General features: G+C 69.8%; 21 protein-coding genes. 6 read left to right on the forward strand and 15 right to left on the reverse strand.

Translation table 11 applies throughout. From position 1 onward, the window contains the following. Positions 1 to 76: 76 nt before the first annotated feature. The gene (locus BJY22_RS27065; protein ID WP_337759183.1) at positions 77 to 1,552 is read right to left on the reverse strand and encodes an aminotransferase-like domain-containing protein; all 1,476 of its coding nucleotides are present in this window, start codon (positions 1,550 to 1,552) and stop codon (positions 77 to 79) included. Positions 1,553 to 1,636: 84 nt separating this feature from the next. Here BJY22_RS27065 and BJY22_RS27070 point away from each other — a divergent pair, with 84 nt between their 5' ends. Beyond that, positions 1,637 to 2,263, forward strand: a complete 627-nt coding sequence (locus tag BJY22_RS27070) for a LysE family translocator (RefSeq protein ID WP_167211901.1) — start codon at positions 1,637 to 1,639, stop codon at positions 2,261 to 2,263. On the opposite strand, the gene BJY22_RS27075 is transcribed toward BJY22_RS27070, so the two are convergent. Further along, complete coding sequence (locus BJY22_RS27075) at positions 2,264 to 4,237, reverse strand: amylo-alpha-1,6-glucosidase (RefSeq protein ID WP_167211904.1); 1,974 nt, start codon at positions 4,235 to 4,237, stop codon at positions 2,264 to 2,266. 42 nt (positions 4,238 to 4,279) lie between these two features. Here BJY22_RS27075 and BJY22_RS27080 point away from each other — a divergent pair, with 42 nt between their 5' ends. The 4 genes from BJY22_RS27080 to BJY22_RS27095 all read left to right on the forward strand — a co-directional run bounded on the left by BJY22_RS27080 (position 4,280) and on the right by BJY22_RS27095 (position 7,701). After that, on the forward strand, positions 4,280 to 4,765 hold the full coding sequence (locus BJY22_RS27080) for a DUF456 domain-containing protein (protein ID WP_167211907.1): 486 nt from the start codon (positions 4,280 to 4,282) through the stop codon (positions 4,763 to 4,765). Between the two features lie 126 nt (positions 4,766 to 4,891). After that, positions 4,892 to 5,425 (forward strand): hypothetical protein, encoded by a 534-nt coding sequence (locus tag BJY22_RS27085; RefSeq protein WP_167211910.1) that lies wholly within the window; start codon positions 4,892 to 4,894, stop codon positions 5,423 to 5,425. Positions 5,426 to 5,506: 81 nt separating this feature from the next. Next, positions 5,507 to 6,208 (forward strand): response regulator transcription factor, encoded by a 702-nt coding sequence (locus tag BJY22_RS27090; protein WP_167211913.1) that lies wholly within the window; start codon positions 5,507 to 5,509, stop codon positions 6,206 to 6,208. Continuing rightward, positions 6,208 to 7,701, forward strand: coding sequence for a sensor histidine kinase (locus BJY22_RS27095; protein WP_167211916.1), 1,494 nt, complete (start codon positions 6,208 to 6,210; stop codon positions 7,699 to 7,701). The genes BJY22_RS27090 and BJY22_RS27095 overlap by 1 nt, the downstream gene beginning before the upstream one ends. An 80-nt stretch (positions 7,702 to 7,781) precedes the next feature. On the opposite strand, the gene BJY22_RS27100 is transcribed toward BJY22_RS27095, so the two are convergent. From BJY22_RS27100 to BJY22_RS41190, 5 genes are read right to left on the reverse strand one after another with little or no spacing between them, the layout of a single operon-like run. After that, a complete protein-coding gene (locus BJY22_RS27100; RefSeq protein ID WP_167211919.1) occupies positions 7,782 to 8,600 on the reverse strand; it encodes a polyphosphate kinase 2 family protein in 819 nt (272 codons plus the stop codon). Positions 8,601 to 8,630: 30 nt separating this feature from the next. Continuing rightward, the gene (locus tag BJY22_RS27105) at positions 8,631 to 9,263 is read right to left on the reverse strand and encodes a class I SAM-dependent methyltransferase (RefSeq protein WP_167211922.1); all 633 of its coding nucleotides are present in this window, start codon (positions 9,261 to 9,263) and stop codon (positions 8,631 to 8,633) included. Between the two features lie 59 nt (positions 9,264 to 9,322). Beyond that, the gene (locus BJY22_RS41180) at positions 9,323 to 9,934 is read right to left on the reverse strand and encodes an MFS transporter (RefSeq protein WP_337759837.1); all 612 of its coding nucleotides are present in this window, start codon (positions 9,932 to 9,934) and stop codon (positions 9,323 to 9,325) included. Positions 9,935 to 9,940: 6 nt separating this feature from the next. After that, complete coding sequence (locus BJY22_RS41185) at positions 9,941 to 10,093, reverse strand: hypothetical protein (protein ID WP_202891282.1); 153 nt, start codon at positions 10,091 to 10,093, stop codon at positions 9,941 to 9,943. Positions 10,094 to 10,123: 30 nt separating this feature from the next. Continuing rightward, positions 10,124 to 10,351, reverse strand: coding sequence for an MFS transporter (locus tag BJY22_RS41190; RefSeq protein WP_337759838.1), 228 nt, complete (start codon positions 10,349 to 10,351; stop codon positions 10,124 to 10,126). A 183-nt stretch (positions 10,352 to 10,534) separates the two neighbouring features. Between BJY22_RS41190 and BJY22_RS27115 the strand changes: the two genes are divergently transcribed. Beyond that, on the forward strand, positions 10,535 to 11,353 hold the full coding sequence (locus BJY22_RS27115) for a phosphotransferase (protein ID WP_167211924.1): 819 nt from the start codon (positions 10,535 to 10,537) through the stop codon (positions 11,351 to 11,353). Here the strand turns inward: BJY22_RS27115 and BJY22_RS27120 are convergent. From BJY22_RS27120 to BJY22_RS27155, 8 genes are all read right to left on the reverse strand, one after another. Then, positions 11,337 to 12,392 (reverse strand): Gfo/Idh/MocA family protein, encoded by a 1,056-nt coding sequence (locus BJY22_RS27120; protein ID WP_167211927.1) that lies wholly within the window; start codon positions 12,390 to 12,392, stop codon positions 11,337 to 11,339. The genes BJY22_RS27115 and BJY22_RS27120 overlap by 17 nt on opposite strands. Positions 12,393 to 12,394: 2 nt before the next feature. Continuing rightward, a complete protein-coding gene (locus BJY22_RS27125) occupies positions 12,395 to 13,240 on the reverse strand; it encodes a TIM barrel protein (protein WP_167211930.1) in 846 nt (281 codons plus the stop codon). Beyond that, the gene (locus tag BJY22_RS27130) at positions 13,237 to 14,403 is read right to left on the reverse strand and encodes an ROK family transcriptional regulator (protein ID WP_167211933.1); all 1,167 of its coding nucleotides are present in this window, start codon (positions 14,401 to 14,403) and stop codon (positions 13,237 to 13,239) included. The genes BJY22_RS27125 and BJY22_RS27130 overlap by 4 nt, the downstream gene beginning before the upstream one ends. Positions 14,404 to 14,488: 85 nt before the next feature. Next, positions 14,489 to 15,166, reverse strand: coding sequence for a membrane protein insertase YidC (locus tag BJY22_RS27135; RefSeq protein WP_167211936.1), 678 nt, complete (start codon positions 15,164 to 15,166; stop codon positions 14,489 to 14,491). A gap of 48 nt (positions 15,167 to 15,214) precedes the next feature. Further along, positions 15,215 to 15,475 (reverse strand): DUF6412 domain-containing protein, encoded by a 261-nt coding sequence (locus BJY22_RS27140; protein WP_167211939.1) that lies wholly within the window; start codon positions 15,473 to 15,475, stop codon positions 15,215 to 15,217. 4 nt (positions 15,476 to 15,479) lie between these two features. Further along, entirely contained in the window at positions 15,480 to 16,796 is a 1,317-nt protein-coding gene (locus BJY22_RS27145; protein WP_167211942.1) for an RNA polymerase sigma factor, read from the reverse strand. Between the two features lie 248 nt (positions 16,797 to 17,044). Further along, the gene (locus BJY22_RS27150) at positions 17,045 to 17,665 is read right to left on the reverse strand and encodes an HhH-GPD-type base excision DNA repair protein (RefSeq protein WP_167211945.1); all 621 of its coding nucleotides are present in this window, start codon (positions 17,663 to 17,665) and stop codon (positions 17,045 to 17,047) included. A 1-nt stretch (position 17,666) separates the two neighbouring features. After that, positions 17,667 to 18,080 carry a universal stress protein gene (locus BJY22_RS27155; protein WP_167211947.1) on the reverse strand — a complete coding sequence of 138 codons (414 nt, stop codon included), beginning with the start codon at positions 18,078 to 18,080 and terminating at the stop codon, positions 17,667 to 17,669. Positions 18,081 to 18,169: the final 89 nt, after the last annotated feature.

An 18,169-nucleotide genomic window follows, 5' to 3' on the forward strand; every position in this document is an offset into this window, starting at 1 on the left:
CGCGCCAACGGCGGCGCCAAAGTCATAGCAGGCTTCGATGGCGGTCCACCCTGACGGGTGGCCGCCATCCTGTTGTTCACACGACAGGTACCCCGGGTCCGGGACCGTGCCGGCGCAGCTCGTGCCAAGCCCGCGCCAGCCGAGCGACCGCATCGTCGAGTACTTGCTCGGAGTAGGCGAACGGCACCCGTAAGTAGTCGTTGTGCGCACCCGACGGATCCATCGCCTGACCCGCGACCACCTCGACACCGTGCCGCAACGCCACCTGGGCGAACACCCGAGCGTCTGTGCCCGGCAGCCGGATCCACAACGCCGACCCGCCGACGGGCATCGACCACTCCCACTCCGGTAGTCGCTCGGTCAGCAACTCCCCCATCAGCTTCTTCCGCACCGTCGCCACCCGGGCCCGCGCGGCCGTCAGCTCGGTGAGCCGTGGCAGCAGCCGGGCCGTGAGCGCCTGGTCGATGACCGGGCTGCCGAGGTCGGCCAGCGCCTTGTGCCGCGCCAGCCGCTCCGCCAGCGGCCGCGACGCCCGGATCCAGCCGATCCGCAGCCCGCCCCAGACGGCCTTCGACACCGATCCGATCGTCAGCACCTCGGCGTCGTCCGGCGCGTACGCCGCCAGCGGCGGGGGGATCTCCGGGCCTGCCGGATCCCACGCCGAGTACGCGTTGTCCTCGACCACCACGACCCCGTGCCGCGCGGCCAGCTCCGCGACCTGCCGGCGCCGCGCCGCCGACATCAGGCGACCGGTCGGATTGTGGAACGTCGGCATCACGAACAACATCGCCGGCTGATGCTCCGCGCACGCGGCGTCCAGCAGCTCCGGCCGGATCCCGGCGTCGTCCAGAGGTACGCCGACCACGCGCCCGCCGGCCGCTCCGAACAGGTCGAAGCATCCCGGCCAGCTCGGCTGCTCGATCGCCACCGCGGCGCCGTTGCGCAGGTACATCTGCGTCACCAGCGCGATCGCCTGATGCGCCCCGGTCGTCACCACGATCTCGTCGGCGGACGTCGGCAGCCCTGACTCGGTGAAGTGCTCGGCGATCCGTTCCCGCAGCACCGGCAGGCCGCGCGGGTGGTACCCGACGTCACCGAGCAGCTCCGGCAGGTCGGTCGAGGCCAGGTCGATCAGCTCCGAGGACAGCTCGGGCAGGCCCGGATCGACGGCGTACGTCAGCGAGATGACCTCGCCCGGTCCGACCGTGATGCGGTGGAACAGCGACTCGCCGTACCCGGCCGGCATCCGCTTGTCCGCTCGTGAACGACCCCGGCTCGCGGCGCGCGCGACCGTCGTACCGCTGCCTCGCCGGCTCTCGACCAGGCCGCGGGCGCGGAGTTCGTCGTACGCCGCGACGACCGTCGAGCGGCTGATCGCCAGGGACTCGGCCAAGCGGCGCTCGGCCGGCAGGCGTGCGCCGACCGGAAGCTCGGCGGAGCCGATCAGCGCGGCGATCTCGTCCGCCAGCCGCCGGTACAAACCACCCGCACGTGTGCCCAGCCGGTGGCCGATCAGGTCGGCCAGCGCCGCGGGATCTCCAGAACGGTCCACTTCTCCTCGGATTGGCTCGGGTGGACTGCTTCCGACCCAGCCAGGCTAGTACGGGCAGGCAGTCCAGTTCGAGGAGAAGAAGTCATGGGGATCGGTCAGTTGGCGGGGTTCGCGGGCGCGACGGTGGTGCTGGTCGGGATGCCGGGGCCGAACAACCTGTACATCTCGCTGCGCAGCCTCACCCAGGGACGTCGTGCGGGCGTCGTGTCCGCACTGGCCGTCGAGACCGGCACCCTCGTCTACATCGTCGTGACCGCGCTCGGCCTCGCGGCGCTCGTGCAGGCCTCCCCGACGCTCTTCACCGCGATCACCGTCGCCGGCGCCCTCTACCTCGCGTACCTCGGTCTCCGGCTGCTGCGCGCCCCGGCGAGCCACGTCGACGCCGGCATCCAGGCCGCGCCGCTCGGCCGGGTGTTCCGCGACGGCGTCGTGGTCAACCTGCTCAATCCGAAGGCGGCGCTGTTCTTCCTCGCGTTCCTCCCGCAGTTCACCACGCGCGGCGCCGATCCCGGCCAGCTCCGCACCGAGATGGTGGTGCTCGGCGTCGGCACGCTTCTGATCGGCCTCGCGCTCGACCTCTGCTACGCGGTCGGCGCCGACGCGATCGGCCGCCGCTTCCGGTCGGTCCGTACGACGAGCCGGCGCCGCACGCTCGTCGTCGCCGCGATCTACCTCGGGCTCTCCGCCTTCGCGCTGATCAGCGCCTTCTGATCAGCGGTCCTTGAGGATCGTCGCCTCGCCGTCCTGCAGCCGAACGGTCAGCGTCTCGTCGCCGACCCGCAGACCGCCGAGCTCGAGCGTCTGCCAGGGCGCCGAGGTCGCGGGATTGATCGTCAGCGTGCCGCCGGGCACGTCGGGCTCGATGCCGAGTGCGGCGACGAGCACCGCGACGGCCGAGGCCGCGGCCCACGCCTGCGGGCGGCACGAGAGCGGGTACGGCGTCGGCGTACGCTCCTCGCTCGTTCCGCGACCGCCGTACAGCTCGGGCAGCCGGTAGTCGAACGCCTCCGCCGCGCGGATCAGTCCCTCGACGTACGACGAGGCGACGTCCGCCTGACCGGTCGCGAACAGGCCCTGGACCGTCATCGCGGTGTCGTGCGGCCAGACGCTGCCGGTGTGGTAGCCGAGCGGGTTGAAGCGGGTCATCGCCGTGGACAACGTTCGCAGCCCGAAACCGCTGTCGAGATCCGCTCCTGCGAGCACGTCGGCGACCGTCTGTTCCTCGTCCGCGTCGAGGAGACCGGTGCCGAGCAGGTGGCCCATGTTCGACGCGCGGCCCGCGACCGGGTTCTTCGCGCTGTCGAGGGCGATCGCCGGGTAGCCGTCGATCCAGAACGCTTCGCGGAAACGCTCCTGCAGCGCGGAGGCCCACGTCCGCCATTCGTCGCCTGGCAGGCCGTGCGCCTCGAGCAGTTCGGCGCCCTTCTCCGCGGCGGCGTACGCGTAGCCCTGGACCTCGCACAGTGCGATCGGCGCGGTGGCGAGGGTGCCGTCCGGCCATTGCACCGCGTCGGCGGAGTCCTTCCAGCCCTGGTTCGCGAGGCCGTGGCCGGATTCGTCGACGTACTCGAGGAAGCCGTCGTCGTCCGGGTCGGCGTACTCCTTCATCCAGGTCAGCGCGCGCTCCAGGTTCGGGAGCAGGTCGCGGACCTCGTCGGCCGGCATACCCCAGCGCCAGGCCTTGTGCAGTGTGGTGATCCAGAGCTGGGTCGCGTCGTGCGTGCCGTAGTACACCGGCGGCAGGACCAGGCCGCCGCCGTGATCGGCGACCTCGGCGCGTAGTTCGTGCGGGATCTTGCCCGGTTGCTCGGCCGTGCCTGCGTCGACCTTCGTGCCCTGCCGGGCGGCCAGCGCCCGCAGGGTGCCCGCGGCGAGGGACGGGTCGACGGGAATCAGCATGCCGGACGAGATCAGCGAGTCGCGGCCGAAGAGCGTCAGGTACCACGGCGGGCCCGCGCCGAGGTAGCGGTCGCCGTCGACTGCGAGTTGCAGCGCCCGGACGTCGTCGAGCGACCGGTCGAGCCAGCGTTCGACCCGCTTGTCGTCACAGCGGACGGTCACGGCGTACGGCGTACGCTCGGCCGGCGGCTCGATCGAGAATCCCGTGGTGGACTTCGGGAAGTCTGCGGTGACGTGCAGCGTGAGGGTGAACTCCTCCCCCGGCTCGACGCGTGGTGTGGCGGACACGCCGGGGTCGGCGGTGACGACGACTCGCGTGTCGCCGCTCTCCCAGCGCGTGCGGCCGGGGCCGTCCGGGAGCGGGGCGAGCTGCGGCAGGCTCGCCGCGGCTCCGCTGCGGACGGCGGCCGTGCCCGCGAGATCGGTGCCGAGGGCAACGTCCAGGCGGCATTCGACCGCGGCGCGGGAGCGGTTCACGAGGGTGATGCGCTCGGTGAGGCCGTCGGACTCGACGGTCCGGGTCCGGTACAGCATCACGGTCGGGTCGTGCCGCGTGTCACCGAGACCTTCGACCGTCGCGACGTACTGGTGGGTGGCGGCGTCCTGTTCGTCCACCTGCACCGGGACCGGCTCGCGACCGTCGACCGTCACGCTCAGCCGCGACAGGATGCGACGGTCCCGGGCGTACACGCCCTCCGCGCCGGAACCGGACAACTGACCTGATCGCGGCGACAGCACCACCCAGGGAGCGGCAAGGGCAGTGACCAGTTCATGCAGGCTCGACATATCACCACCCTAAGAGGTCTCGTTGTGCGAGAGAGTGTGGGTATGGAGACAGGGGTGACCGTACTGGTCGGGATCGCGATCTTCGTCGGGATCGTCGGCATCGTGGTACCGATCCTGCCGGGGGCCATCCTCAGCCTGGCGGCGATCCTGGTCTGGGCGATCGTCGAGCGCAGCGCGACCGGCTGGGTGGTGTTCGCGATCGCGGTGGTGCTGATCGGTGCGAGTCAGGTGGTGAAGTACGTCGTACCGGAGCGACGGCTCCGCGAGGCCGGCGTACCGCGGCGGTCGATGTTCTTCGGCATCCTGCTCGGCATCGTCGGGTTCTTCGTGATCCCGGTGGTCGGCATGTTCATCGGCTTCCCGATCGGCATCTACCTGTCCGAGCTGCAGCGGCAACGCACCCACGCGGCCGCCCGGACGTCCACCAAACACGCCCTCCGCGAGACCGGCGTCTCCATCTTGATCGAGCTCACCGGCACCTCCCTGGCCGCGGCGGTCTGGCTGATCGCAGTCCTGTTCGTCGTCTGACCCGCTTCTTAGCTGATTGCCAGCTTGTTCTCAGCCGTACCGGAGCTTCGTCCAAGGTGCGCGCGGCACTGTGGGAATCCCCAGTGCCGGTGACGTCCCGGCACGCAGTACGGAAGGCGCAGCAGGATGAAGCTCTCACAGAAGCGGTGGCGGATGGTCGGCACCGCGGCCGCTGTCGTCGCGACCACCGCGGTCGGCGGAGTCGCCTGGGCGGCGACCAGCGCGGACCCGACACCGTCGCCGTCGGCCTCACCGTCGAGCCCGTCGACACCTGGCCAGGAACAGAAGCCCGACGGACCAGGCCGGGGGTTCGGCGCGCGGGGCGGGTTCGGCCTCGGCGGGGCGTTGCACGGTGAGTACGTCGTACCGAAGGACGGCGGCGGCTACCAGACCGTCGCCACCCAGCGCGGCGAGGTCACCGCGGTCAGCAAGGAGTCGATCACGGTCAAGAGCGAGGACGGGTACAGCCGGACCTACACGCTCACCGAGGACACGCTGGTGAACGCGGCCCGCGACGGGATCGACGACGTGAAGACCGGAAACACCGTCACCGTGACGGCTGTCGTCGCGGACGGCAAGGCGACCGCGTCGTCGGTCAATGACGGGACCGTCCGCGACGCGGCCGGACAGAAATGGGGCTTCAAGCACGGGCCCCGCTGAGGTGTAGAGGCGGCGGCGACTCACAGCTGATTGCCAGGAACCTTCCAGGGTCCCCACGGGTCCCGGCTGCACACTGTGAGCATGAGTCCGCATCTGCTGGTCGTCGACGACGAGCCGAACATCGTCGAGCTGCTGTCCGCGAGCCTGCGGTTCGCCGGGTACCAGGTCACCACGGCGACCCACGGCGCCGAGGCGCTGCGCAAGGCGCGCGACGTGGAGCCCGATCTGGTCGTACTCGACGTGATGATGCCCGGCCTGGACGGCTTCGAGGTGGTACGCCGTCTGCGCGGTGAGGACCGGCATGTGCCCGTGCTGTTCCTCACCGCCCGCGACGCCGTCGAGGACAAGGTGCTCGGACTGCAGACCGGCGGCGACGACTACGTCACGAAGCCGTTCAGCCTGGACGAACTGGTCGCCCGGGTGCGTGCGCTGCTACGCCGCTCCGGGCACCGCGAGCAGACCGCGACCGAGGCCGCCGTACTGCGCTATGGGGACCTGGAGCTGAACGAGGACAGCTACGAGGTGTTCAAGGCCGGTCAGGCGGTGCAACTGTCGCTGACCGAGTTCAAGCTGCTGCGGTGCCTGCTCGAGAACGCCGAGCGGGTGATGTCGAAGGGCCAGATCCTGTCCGCGGTCTGGAACTACGACTTCGCCGGGGACGCCGGCGTGGTCGAGTCCTACATGTCGTACCTGCGCCGCAAGGTCGACACCGGCGACCAGAAGTTGCTGCACACCGTCCGCGGGGTCGGCTACGTCCTGCGCACGCCGCGAGGCCCGAACTGATGTCTCTCAGCCACCAGCGGTTCGCCGACCGGTACCCGCTGCGCGTCACCATCGTCGTCGTCCTGCTGACGCTGGTGACACTGGCGCTGGCCACGTCCGGCGTGCTGGCGACGACCATCATGCGCGGCTACCTGATCGACCGCGTCGACCAGCAACTGCAGCAGGCCGCCGGCCCGCTGTCACGCGCCGCCGACGACAGGCGGCCGCTGCCGCCTGGTAAGGGCCTACGCCCCCAGTTGCCGAGTCCTCTCGTCGTGCAGTTCAACGACTCCGAAGGGTCGAGCGCCAAGGGCCCGGCCTGGGCGCGGATCACCGAGACGGAGCCGCTGCCGAAGCTGCCGACGCTGAACCTGAACCAGGTGCGCGCTCTGGAAGGCGAACCGTTCGAGGTCGACGCAGAGTCCGGCGGCGCGACGTGGCGGGTCCTCGCGCTGCCGCTCGACGACGGGAAGGGATCGGTCATGGTGGCGCAGAGCCTGCGCGACATGGACCACACGATCAGCCGGTTGGTCGGCGTACAGCTGGCGGCCGGGGCGATCGTGCTGGTGCTGCTGGCCGGCGTCGGGACGTACGTCGTACGGCGAAGTCTGCGCGGGCTCGAGGACGTCGAACACACCGCGGTGGCGATCGCCGGCGGGGACCTGAGCCGGCGCGTACCGCAGCGAGATCCACGGACCGAGGTCGGGCGGCTGTCGCTGGCGCTGAACCAGATGCTCGGGCAGATCGAAACCGCGTTCGCGCAACGGACCGCTTCGGAGTTCGCGGCCCGGCGAAGTGAGGACGCGGCGCGGCGGTCGGAGGAGGCGGCGCGGCTGTCCGAGGACCGGATGCGGCGATTCGTAGCGGATGCCTCGCACGAGCTGCGGACACCGTTGACGTCGATCCGGGGGTTCGCGGAGCTGGCGAGGCAGCGTGGCGACATCTCCGACCCGGACACGATGCGGCGGATCGAGGACGAGGCGAAACGGATGGGGCTGCTCGTCGACGACCTGTTGCTGCTGGCGCGGCTGGATCAGCAGCGTCCGCTGCGGATGGAGTCGGTCGACCTGCTGCCGATCGCGGCCGACGCCCTGCACAACGCGCAAGCCGTGCAGCCCGAACGTCCCATCTCGCTGACGATCCTGCCCGGGTCGGAGGCTCCGGTCGTGTCAGGTGACGAGGCACGTCTACGGCAGGTCCTCGGGAACCTGGTCAGCAACGCGCTGCACCACACACCCGTCGACGCGCCGATCACCGTCTCGGTCGGCACCCGCGGCACCGAGGCCATCCTCGAAGTCAGCGACACCGGCCCCGGCCTCACCGACGAGCAGAAGGCGCGCATCTTCGAACGCTTCTACCGAGTCGACACAGCCCGCACCCGCTCCACCGGCGGCTCGGGCCTGGGCCTCTCCATCGTCGCCGCCCTGGTCGCCGCCCACCAAGGCAAAGTCACCGTCACCAACACCACCCCCCACGGCGCCACCTTCACCGTCCACCTCCCGCTGACCGGCTAGAGCTGGACCGCCAGGCAGGCAGAAGTCGCTCAGGGAGGCGCTTTAACCGGTTAGATCCCGGGTTCTGCCTGCGTGGAGGTTCACAAGACCGGGAAGGTGCGGGTGGCGGATTCGCCGTGTTCGAGGACTTGGGCGGCGGGGCCGAGGATCTTGGGGTCGGGGTGGCCTACCAGGTCCTGGTCCTTGTCGGTGTAGTCGTAGAGGGACAGGACGTGGCGCATCGCCTCCAGGCGGGCGCGCTTCTTGTCGTTGCTCTTGACAACGGTCCACGGGGCGTACGGCGTGTCGGTGTGGTCGATCTGGCGGATCGTGAACCGGGTCTGCTGTTCCGCCTGCGACACCGAGAACCACAACTTCACCAGCAGGATCCCCGACCGGACCAGCATCCGCTCGAACTCCGGCGCCTGGCGCATGAACTCCTCGTACTGCTCCTGGTCGCAGTACCCCATCACCCGCTCCACGCAGGCCCGGTTGTACCAGGACCGGTCGAACAGCGTCATCTCCCCGGCCGCCGGCAGATGCGCGACGTACCGCTGGAAGTACCACTGCGTCTGCTCGCGCTCGGTCGGCTTCTCCAGCGCGACGATGCTCGCCCCGCGGGGATTCAGATGCTCCATGAACCGCTTGATCGTCCCGCCCTTGCCGGCCGCGTCACGGCCCTCGAACACGATCACCAGCCGCTGTTTCGACCGCTTCACCCAGTACTGCAGTTTCAGCAACTCGATCTGCAGCAGCCGCTTGTCCCGGTCGTAGATCTCCCGCGGCAGCCGCTCGCCGTACGGATAGCCCTCGCGCCAGGTGTCCACCGGAGTACCGTCGGCCCGCAGCAGCACCGGGTCGTCGTCCTCCTCGTCCAGCACCCGGAAGCCGAGCTCTTGCACCAGATCAGGCGTGGTCATGAGCCCAAGCGTCGTCCTCGACGATGACGCTCAGGTGAACAGGCGGCGGAGCTTGACCGTGCAGTCGCGGCGGTTGATCAGCTCGCCGTCGCGCAGCACCTGCGCCCGGTCGTGCGCGCGGCTGACCAACGTCTCCCACTCGCCGTCGGGAAGTGCCAGGCTCTCGATCACCTCGTCGGGTTCCGGGAAGTGGATGTCGGGGTGCGGGTTGTGCTCGCCGGGCGGGAAGCCCAGGTGACCCTCGATCAGCAGTACTCCGCCCCGCGCGACCGCGGCCGCCGCGCTGCGCAGGATGCCTTCGCGTGGCAGTTCGGTCTTGGAGTGCAGGAACTGCGCGGACACCAGGTCGAACTCCCCGGCCGGGAACGACCTGCCCAGCTCGTGCTGCTGCCAGTCGATCCGGTCGCCGACCCCGGCCTCGTTCGCGTGCTCGGCCGCGCGGCGCAGCGCGACCGTCGAGATGTCGACGGCGGTGACCGTCCAGCCTCGCTGCGCGAGCCAGATCGCGTCGGCGCCTTCGCCGCAGCCGAGGTCGAGCGCCCGGCCCGGCGTCAGGCCGGACACCTCGTCCACGAAGGCGACGTTCGGCTTGCCGCTCCAGATCTGGTCGTGCTCGGTGTAGAACGCGTTCCAGTGCTCGTCAGGGAGCTGTTCGGTGGTCATGGGCCGATAGTGCGCGAACCCGCGACGTCCGGCAAACAATCTTGCCGGGTTGGCAAACGTCAGCTGTCCCGGACCGGTAGCGGTTCAGCCTTCCCGACCACCAAGGCGTAGGTCAGCGCGCCGATCACCGCCACCACGCCGGCCACCGCGAACGAGGGCAGGTACGACCCGTCGTACATGTCGAGCAGCAACCCGAACACGTACGGGCTGATGATCCCCGCGATGTTCGACGCGAAGTTCTGGATGCCGCCGATCGAGGCCACGTGCCGCGACGACGGCGCCACGTCACCCGGCAGCGACCAGATCCCGGTCGCCGCGATCGCCAGGCTCGCGTACGAGATCGCCAGGAACAGCAGCGCGACGTACACCGACTTCGCCGGCGCCGCGAACACGATCGCCGCACCGCCGAGCAGCCCGCCCACCATCACGGTCTTCCGCACCCGCGTGACATCGGCGCCCGCCCGGATCCTCCGGTCCGCGACCACACCGGCGATCCACCCGCCGGCGATCGCGGTGATCCCGGGCAGCGTCCCGAGCGTCCCCAGCTGTGCCAGGTCGAGCCCGCGGGCGTCCTTCAGGTACGACGGGAACCAGGTGAGGAAGAAGTAGATGACGAAGTTCAGGCAGAAGAAGCCGAGCATCATGCCGCGGATCGTCCGGTACCTGAACAGGTCCCGTCAGCGCACCTGCGCCGCCGCCTCCGAGTCGTTCTCCTCGATCCGCGCCCCGTGGGCCGCGATGTAGTCGCGCTCCTCCTGGTTCGCGTGCGGGTGCTCCGACGGATCCCGGTAGTACCAGTACCAGACCGCCGCGAGCATGATCCCGAGCACGCCCAGGACGACGAAACGAGAAGTGCCAGCTCACCAACGGTACGCCGGCGCCTCGCCCGCTCCGAGCGCGAACCGGAACGCGAACAACGACCAGAACCCGCGCGCCAGCGGCGTCAGCGCGGTCACGACGCTCCACCACAACGCGGCGAACGTGAACGCCTTCCGGGCGCCCACCTTGTCGGCGAACCAGCCCGCGGCCAGCATCGCCCCGTCGTACGCCCAGACGAACGCGCCGAGGATCAGGCCCTTCCAGGTAATTCAGGGAGAGCCCGACGAACGCGAGCCCTAGGATCAGGTACCTCGTGCGACTGGCTCCGGGCGGTGCCTTCACAGGGGTGATGGCGGTCACTCTGTGCCTCCGATCGACAGCGGACCGTCGCACGCTACCTTGCCCGGATTCTTTGTGCAGACAAATGTTTCATCGTGCGGAATGAGGCTCGAATGATCCAGGACGGCGAGGAGATCCCGCTGCTCGGCGGCGATGTGACCGAGGGCCTGGTGCGGGTCGGCGACACAGTACGGCGGCCGCCGGGCGAGCGCGCCGACTTGGTCCGCGACGTCTTGCGGCACCTGGAGAAGGTCGGGTTCGAGGGCGCACCGAGGTACCTCGGCGTCGACTCGACCGGCCGGGAGGCGCTCACGTACGTCGAGGGTGAGGTCGCGGGCCGTCCACGCCCTCGGTGGATCGCCGACGAGGACCGGATGGTGTCGGTGGCGCGGCTGCTGCGGGCGTACGACGACGCGGTCGAAGGATTCGGCCTGCCCGAGAACCTGCCCCCGCCGATCGAGCCGCCGGGTCTCCCCGACCTGAACGATCCGCCGGAGCTCGTGGGCCATCAGGACGTGACGCCGGAGAACGTGGTGTTCCGCGACGGCCGCGCGTACGCCCTGATCGACTTCGACCTCGCCCGCCCGGTCAGCCGCTGCCGCGAGGTCGTGAACCTGATGCTGTGGTGGGCGCCGTTCGGCGACGACGCCGACCTGGATCCGCTGCTGCGCGGTCTGGACCGCGCGCGCCGGTGCCGCCTCCTGGCCGATGTCTACGGTCTGCCCGAGACCGACCGCCGACGGCTGATGGAACTGGCGATCGGACTCAACGAGCGCGCCTGGCACACGATGAAGTACCGGGCCGAAACGCTCGGCGGAGGCTGGCAGCGGATGTGGAGCGAGGGCGTCGGCGACCAGATCCGCAACCGCCAGGACTGGCTCGAGGCCAACGCCGACGCCCTCACCACCGCGTTGCTCAGCGGGCGATCCTGACCTCCGCGCCGGTCTTCGCCGACTCGTAGATCGCGCTCAGCATCCGGGCCATCTCCAGGCCCTGTTCCGCGGTCGCGTCGGCCGGGATCTCGCCGCGGCAGATCTGCAGGAAGTGATCGATCTGGTTCGCGAACCCGGCCCGGAAGTCGAACCCGAGCGAGTCGATCTGCGGCTGGACGTGCAGCAGCGTGTCGTGCCGCTCGGTGATCATCAGCAGCTCCGGCTCGATCTCCGCGCCGCCCTTGTCACCGTGGATCCGGACGCTGATCTCGTTGCGCGCGTGCAGCGAGAACGACGTGTCCACGTCGAGGACCGCCCCGCCCTCGAAGCGGATCTGCGCCGTGGCGTAGTCCTCGACCGTGTTCGGCCGCGCCGCCGACGCCGCCTTGTACCGGGTCAGGTGCTGGATGTTGTCGCGGGCCCCGAGCGGGGCGAACGTGACACCGGACGCGGACACCGGCTTCGGCATCCCCATCAGGTACCAGCACAGGTCGATGACGTGCACGCCGAGGTCGATCAGCGGACCGCCGCCCGACAGCTCCACGTCGCCGAACCAGCCACCGGGGTTGCCGGCCGTGCGCAGCAGCGTGGCTCGGGCCGCGTAGATGTCGCCGAACTCACCCGCGTCCAGGAACCGCTTGGTCACCAGCGCGTTCGGCGCGTACCGCCGTACGTACCCGATCTGCAGCGCCTTGCCGGTGTCCTCGACCGCCTTCACCAGTGCCTCGGCCTCGGGCACCGTCACGGTCATCGGCTTCTCGACCAGGACGTTCTTGCCGGCCCGCAGCGCCGCCTCGGCGATCGGCGCGTGCAGCGTGTTCGGTACGCACACGCTCACCGCGTCGATGCCCGGGTCCGAGAAGATCTCCTCGGCGTCGCCGGTCACCCGCTCCACGCCGAACTGCTCGGCGCGGGCCTTCGCCCGCTCCAGGTCGACGTCGCACACGGCGACGAGCTCGGCCTGGGGGTTCTTCTGGTACGCGCTCAGGTGCTCGCCGGCGATCGAGCCCAGCCCGATCACCGCAATCCGCGTCTTCATGTTCAGGCCACGCCTTCCGTCAGTCGGAGGATGTTCGCGAGCGAGCGCTCGATGGCATGCAGCGGCGACTCCATACCCTCGAACTCCAGGCTCACCGGTACGTCGGGCTTGGTGGCAACCAGTGCCAGCAGGCCGGGCAGGTCCACGTCGCCGTGACCCGAGACCGTCCCGAGCAGGTAGTCGCCGGCCAGGGTCTTCAGCCAGCCCTCCCCTGCCGACCGGCGGATGTGGAAGTCCTTCACGCCGATCGAGGCCGCGACGTCGATCAGCCCGGCGGCGGTCTTGCCCGGCACCTCGCCGACGCACAGGCCGTTGCCGAGGTCGAGCGTGACGCGGAAGTTCGGGCGGTCCACGGCGTACACGAGCCGGGCGAGCCGCTCGCTGCCGTTCATGAAGAAGCCGTGGTTCTCGATCGTCGACACGATGCCCAGCTCGGCGGCGTGGTCGGCGACCGCGCGGCAGCCCTCGACGACCTTCTCGAAGGTCGACTCGAACTCACCCGGGTCCTGCTCACGCCACGCCCACGGCGCGACGTCGTGCCGGAAGATCCGGGCGCCGAACCGGTGCGCGACGTCCAGCTGCCGGCGCAGGCGGTCGATCTCCTGGGTGTCCGCGGACCGCAGATCGCCGCTGACCAGGTAGTTCACGATCGGTACGCCGACGTTCTCGGAGTGCTTGGCGGTGTCGCGGACGACGTCCTCGTGCTCGAGGAAGTACTCCCCGTCCATGGCGGCGATCTCGATGTGACCCGCGGACGAGGCCGCGACCCAGTCCAGGACGCCGATCAGGTCCATCTCGCCGCGCGTGATGAGATCGCGGAAGCAGTACGAGCTGACTCCTAGCTTCACTTGCTGGTCCTCTCCAGAGTGTCTGAGTCAAGGGGGGTGATGTGGCTCCACGGACTCGGGTAGTCGTGAACGCCGTAGATTGCTGAACTGAACCGGTCGAACGCGTTGCCGACCGCCCCGAGCACCACCGCCTCGCGCCCCAACGCGGACGCGACGAACGGCGGGCGCTCGGGGAAGACCAATTCGTTCTCGACCGCGGCCGCGAGCGGCCGCAGCAGCGTGCCGGTGTCGGCCACCGATCCGCCCCGGACGACCACGACCTCGGGATCGACGACCAGCAGCACGGTCGCGATCCGTCCGGCGATCTGCGCGCAGAAGTCCTCGAGCTCCGCCTGCGCGTCGGCGTCGCCGGCCGCCGCGGCGGCCAGCACCTCCGCACCGGTCGGCCGCACGGACCACACCAGCTGGCCGCGCTGAGCGTTACGCGTCCAGCGCATCCCGCGCTGCGCGCCCAGCTCGCCCGCGAGCCGGTGCCGTCCTTGCCGGATGACCCCGTTGAGGACGATCGAGAGTGACAGCCGGTGGCCGATCTGCAGATAGACGACATCGGAGTACCCGCGGCCCGCGCCGCCACGCTGCTCCGCCAGCGCCGCCAGCTTGATGTCGTTGTCCACGACGACCGGCTGCTCGAGCTCCTTCGCCAGGAGCTCGCCGACCGGCAGGCCGACCAGGCCGGGCATCGCGAGGCTGGCCCGCAGCCGCCCGTCCGCCTCGACGACGCCTGGCAGGCCCACACCGACCCCGCGCAGACGGGTCAGGTCGAGCGATCCGGCGGCGGCATCGAGCGCACGCGGAATCAGTGAGAGGTCGGCCGATCCGTCCGGCATCAGCTCGGCGTACCCGACCCGGCGACCGGAAAGGTCGCAGATGATCGCGCGTGCTCCGCGCGGACCGAGGTCCACGCCGGCGACCAGGCCCGCCTCACGGGCGAACCGGAACGCCCGGGCCGGCCGGCCCGGTCCCGCCGTGGCCGGGCTGGTCGCCTCGACCAATCCGGCGTCCAGCAGATCGTCGAGGACGGCGTGCACGGTGGGTCGGGACAGGCCGGTCCCCTCGCTGATGACGCCGACCGTGCGCGCCTCACCGGCGTCGGCGAGAAAGCGCAGGCAGGCGACCTGGTTCGCCGCTCGCTCCGCCTGCGCGGCTCCGCGTGCAGTCTCCATCGACCCCAACCCATTAAGGAACCGGCTTTAATAAAGACCGTAGCAGAATGGTTCGCCGGTCGGCAATGGCTGTTGCCGACCGCAACTACCGTTGCAGGATCGTGCGCTCGACGACGGTCCAGGTGGTCGTGGTCAGCAGGTACAGGCCGGCGGCGAGAGGTACGAAGGCGGCTGTCAGCAACGTGCTGAACGGCAGCAAACGGGCGATCCGGCGGGACAAGACAGTCGCCGACGCGTCCAGCTGCCGCAGCTGGAGCCGCGCCGAGAACCAGGCGACCACAGCGAGCAACACCGCCATCACAAGGTACGCCGGGGTGCCCGTCAGGACCGGCCAGTGCGAGCCGAGCGGTGCACCGAGCAGACTGCCGCTGATCAACTGGTTCGACTCCCCCGCGACCATCGCGCGGGAGAACAGCGTGTACATGAGCCAGAAGATCGGGAGCTGCGCGAGCGTCGGCAGGAAACCGGCGAACAACGACGTACCGGACTCGGCCTGCAGCTTCGCGATCTCACGCTGCAGCCGCTCCGGATTGTCCCGGTGCTTGTCGGTGAGCTGTTTCAACTGCGGCATCAACTCCGCGCGGGCCGTCAGCCCGCGATGTGCCCGCACGCTCAGCGGGACGAGAAGCAGCCGTACGGCGAGCGTGCACACGACGATCGCGACGACAGCGACGTACGCGCCGGCGAATGGCTCGAGGGTGGCGACGAGGGACTTGAGCAGGTGATAGGCACCGGTGACCGGTGCCTCCAGGAAGGAAGGCACAACAAGACTCCACGAGTGTGTAGGTACAGGTAGCGACGGAGAACGCGGCTACTGTCCGGGGGCTCGTGGTCGGGGCTTCCCTGCGGCGTCGGGATCCCGGAGGGAGAGATAGGCGGTACGCCGGGCGTTGGCCCGGGTGGCGCTGGCCCGCGCCGGCAGCGGCGAGGCGAGCGGGGACCGCGCCGCGGAGCGTGCGACGACGACCAGCGCCAACAGCAAGGCCGCCGCCGTGAGCACGGCGGCGGCCAGTGAAGCCGTGTCGAACACAGGGATCACCGCGGCAAGCACCCCGGCGACCCACTGCGTCATGTGATCAGTCCAGGTAGTCGCGGAGGACCTGCGAGCGCGACGGGTGGCGCAGCTTCGACATCGTCTTGGACTCGATCTGGCGGATCCGCTCGCGGGTCACGCCGTACACCTTGCCGATCTCGTCGAGCGTCTTGGGCTGACCGTCGGTGAGGCCGAAGCGCATCGAGACCACGCCGGCCTCACGCTCGGACAGCGTGTCCAGGACGGCGTGCAGCTGCTCCTGGAGCAGCGTGAACGAGACCGCCTCGGCCGGCACGATCGCCTCGGAGTCCTCGATCAGGTCGCCGAACTCGGAGTCGCCGTCCTCACCGAGTGGGGTGTGCAGCGAGATCGGCTCGCGGCCGTACTTCTGCACCTCGATGACCTTCTCCGGGGTCATGTCGAGCTCCTTGGCGAGCTCCTCCGGAGTGGGCTCCCGGCCGAGGTCCTGCAGCATCTGCCGCTGAACGCGGGCGAGCTTGTTGATGACCTCGACCATGTGCACCGGGATCCGGATGGTGCGGGCCTGGTCGGCCATCGCGCGGGTGATCGCCTGCCGGATCCACCAGGTGGCGTACGTCGAGAACTTGTAGCCCTTGGTGTAGTCGAACTTCTCGACCGCGCGGATCAGACCGAGGTTGCCCTCCTGGATCAGGTCCAGGAACAGCATGCCGCGGCCGGTGTAGCGCTTGGCCAACGACACCACCAGGCGCAGGTTGGCCTCGAGCAGGTGGTTCTTGGCGCGGCGGCCGTCCTCGGAGATCCAGTCGTACTCGTCGCGGACCTTGTCCTTGAGCTTGGCCGCCTCGTCGGCGAGCTGCTCCTCCGCGAACAGGCCGGCCTCGATCCGCTTGGCGAGCTCGACCTCCTGCTCGGCGTTCAGCAGCGGGACCTTGCCGATCTGCTTCAGGTAGTCCTTGACCGGGTCCGCGGTGGCACCGGCGACCATCACCTGCTGCTCGGGCTCGTCGGTCTCGTCGGCCTCGGAGACCACGAAGCCCTCGTCCTCGGTGAGCTCCTTCTCCAGACCCTTCACCGCCTCCGGCTGGAAGTCGGACTCGTCCACCTCGTCGAGAGCGCGCGGCTTCCCGGTCTTCGGGTCGATCGACAGACCCGCCTCGGACACTGCCTTCTTCGCCGGAGCCTTCTTGGCAGCGGCCTTCTTCGCGGGGATACCGTCCTCCTTGGTGCCGGCGGCCTTCACCGCCGCCTTCTTCACGGCCGCCTTCTTGGCAGCTGGATCGGTCACTCGGGCGCTGGTCCTCGGAGCCGCGCTGCGGGCGGTGGCGGCCACGGCCCGGGCAGGCTCGGCGGGAAGGTTCTCGGACGAGCTGGACGACACGAATTACCTCTCGTCTGACGCAGGGTTTGTACGGCGGTACGACGTGATGCTGATACCGGTGTTGCTGAGTCTTTGGGTACTGCGGTTCGCGGCTGCTCGCTGGTCAGGCGGCGGCAACAGTCCATTGTAATCCGCGAACCAAGGCCAGGCGTCGCGCGACCCCCCGGAACGGCGCAACTCAGGCCCCTGCCGGGCGGGCGTCCCCGCGCGGCAGAGGCCCAGGGTATGTCGCGTCCGGGAATCCGTCCTCAGCCGTTGCGCGTCTGCCGCAGCGGACGCGCGACCACCGGCCGCCGGACCAGCTGCTGCTCCTGTTTGAACTGCCGTACCTTGACCAGCGACGCCACGTCGATCACGTCCGCGACGGACTTGTAGGCGCCGTCCTCGCCGTACGGCTCGGACGCCTCCCGCCAGCCGCGCGGCCGGACCTTCAGCTGCTTGCCGAGCAACGCGACGAAGATCTTCGCCTTCTGCGCGCCGAAGCCCGGCAGGGCGGACAGCCTGGCCAGCAGGTCGTCCCCGGACTTCACATCGGACCACAGGCCCGAAGCGTTACCGCTGTACTGCTCGTCCAGGTGTTTGGCCAGGGTCTGGATCCGGGCGGCCATCGCGGTCGGGAACCGGTGCACGGCCGGCGGGCCGGCCACCACCTCGACGAACGCGTCCGGGTCGTAGTGCGCGACCGTGGCGGGATCGAAGGGACCGCTCATCCGCTTCGCGATCGCGACGGGGCCGGCGAACGCCCGCTCCATCGGGATCTGCTGGTCGAGAAGCATGCCGACCAGCAGGGCGAACGGATCTCTGCTCAGCATCTCGTCGGCGTCGGGCTGTTGCGCCAGGCACAGCTTCCTGCTGCGTGTCGAAGTCACCTCAGTCCTCCCCTTCCTCGGCCTTCACGGCCAGCACCGGACACGGAGCATCGAGCAGCACCCGCTGCGCGTTGCTGCCGAGGATGAGCTTGCCGACCGGGGACCGGCGCCGCAGCCCGATCACGATGAACTCCGCGTGCACCTGCTCGGCGACGGCCACCAGGTCCTCCGCCGGGTCCAGGCCCCGCACCAGCTGCCGCACCTCGTACGGCACACCGGTCGAGTCGAGCTGCTCCCGTACCTCCGTCAGCGCGGCGTCACTCGCCGCGGCCTCGTCGCTGTCGAAGTTGCGCCCGCCCCGATGCGAGTTCACCACCACCAGCTTGGCGTCCCGTAGCGCCGCCTCCTCCGCTGCTCGCCGAAGGGCCGCACGGCCTTCCGCCTTCGGCACATAACCCACGACGATGGTCGTCATCGCCCTGCCTCACCTCCGGGTGTGTGTCGACCCGTCTCGAACGATACTGCTCCCGACCGCGGTCGGCATCCGCTGCATTTGCACCTGTT

Source organism: Kribbella shirazensis (assembly GCF_011761605.1).
Lineage (GTDB): Bacteria > Actinomycetota > Actinomycetes > Propionibacteriales > Kribbellaceae > Kribbella > Kribbella shirazensis.

Bases quoted from the DNA above. Each gene is read 5' to 3' on its own strand.
- BJY22_RS27070 (WP_167211901.1), top strand. From the start codon at position 1,637: ATGGGGATCGGTCAGTTGGCGGGGTTCGCGGGCGCGACGGTGGTGCTG.
- BJY22_RS27075 (WP_167211904.1), bottom strand. From the start codon at position 4,237: ATGTCGAGCCTGCATGAACTGGTCACTGCCCTTGCCGCTCCCTGGGTG.
- BJY22_RS27080 (WP_167211907.1), top strand. From the start codon at position 4,280: ATGGAGACAGGGGTGACCGTACTGGTCGGGATCGCGATCTTCGTCGGG.
- BJY22_RS27085 (WP_167211910.1), top strand. From the start codon at position 4,892: ATGAAGCTCTCACAGAAGCGGTGGCGGATGGTCGGCACCGCGGCCGCT.
- BJY22_RS27090 (WP_167211913.1), top strand. From the start codon at position 5,507: ATGAGTCCGCATCTGCTGGTCGTCGACGACGAGCCGAACATCGTCGAG.
- BJY22_RS27095 (WP_167211916.1), top strand. From the start codon at position 6,208: ATGTCTCTCAGCCACCAGCGGTTCGCCGACCGGTACCCGCTGCGCGTC.
- BJY22_RS27100 (WP_167211919.1), bottom strand. From the start codon at position 8,600: ATGACCACGCCTGATCTGGTGCAAGAGCTCGGCTTCCGGGTGCTGGAC.
- BJY22_RS27105 (WP_167211922.1), bottom strand. From the start codon at position 9,263: ATGACCACCGAACAGCTCCCTGACGAGCACTGGAACGCGTTCTACACC.
- BJY22_RS27115 (WP_167211924.1), top strand. From the start codon at position 10,535: ATGATCCAGGACGGCGAGGAGATCCCGCTGCTCGGCGGCGATGTGACC.
- BJY22_RS27120 (WP_167211927.1), bottom strand. From the start codon at position 12,392: ATGAAGACGCGGATTGCGGTGATCGGGCTGGGCTCGATCGCCGGCGAG.
- BJY22_RS27130 (WP_167211933.1), bottom strand. From the start codon at position 14,403: ATGGAGACTGCACGCGGAGCCGCGCAGGCGGAGCGAGCGGCGAACCAG.
- BJY22_RS27140 (WP_167211939.1), bottom strand. From the start codon at position 15,475: ATGACGCAGTGGGTCGCCGGGGTGCTTGCCGCGGTGATCCCTGTGTTC.
- BJY22_RS27155 (WP_167211947.1), bottom strand. From the start codon at position 18,080: ATGACGACCATCGTCGTGGGTTATGTGCCGAAGGCGGAAGGCCGTGCG.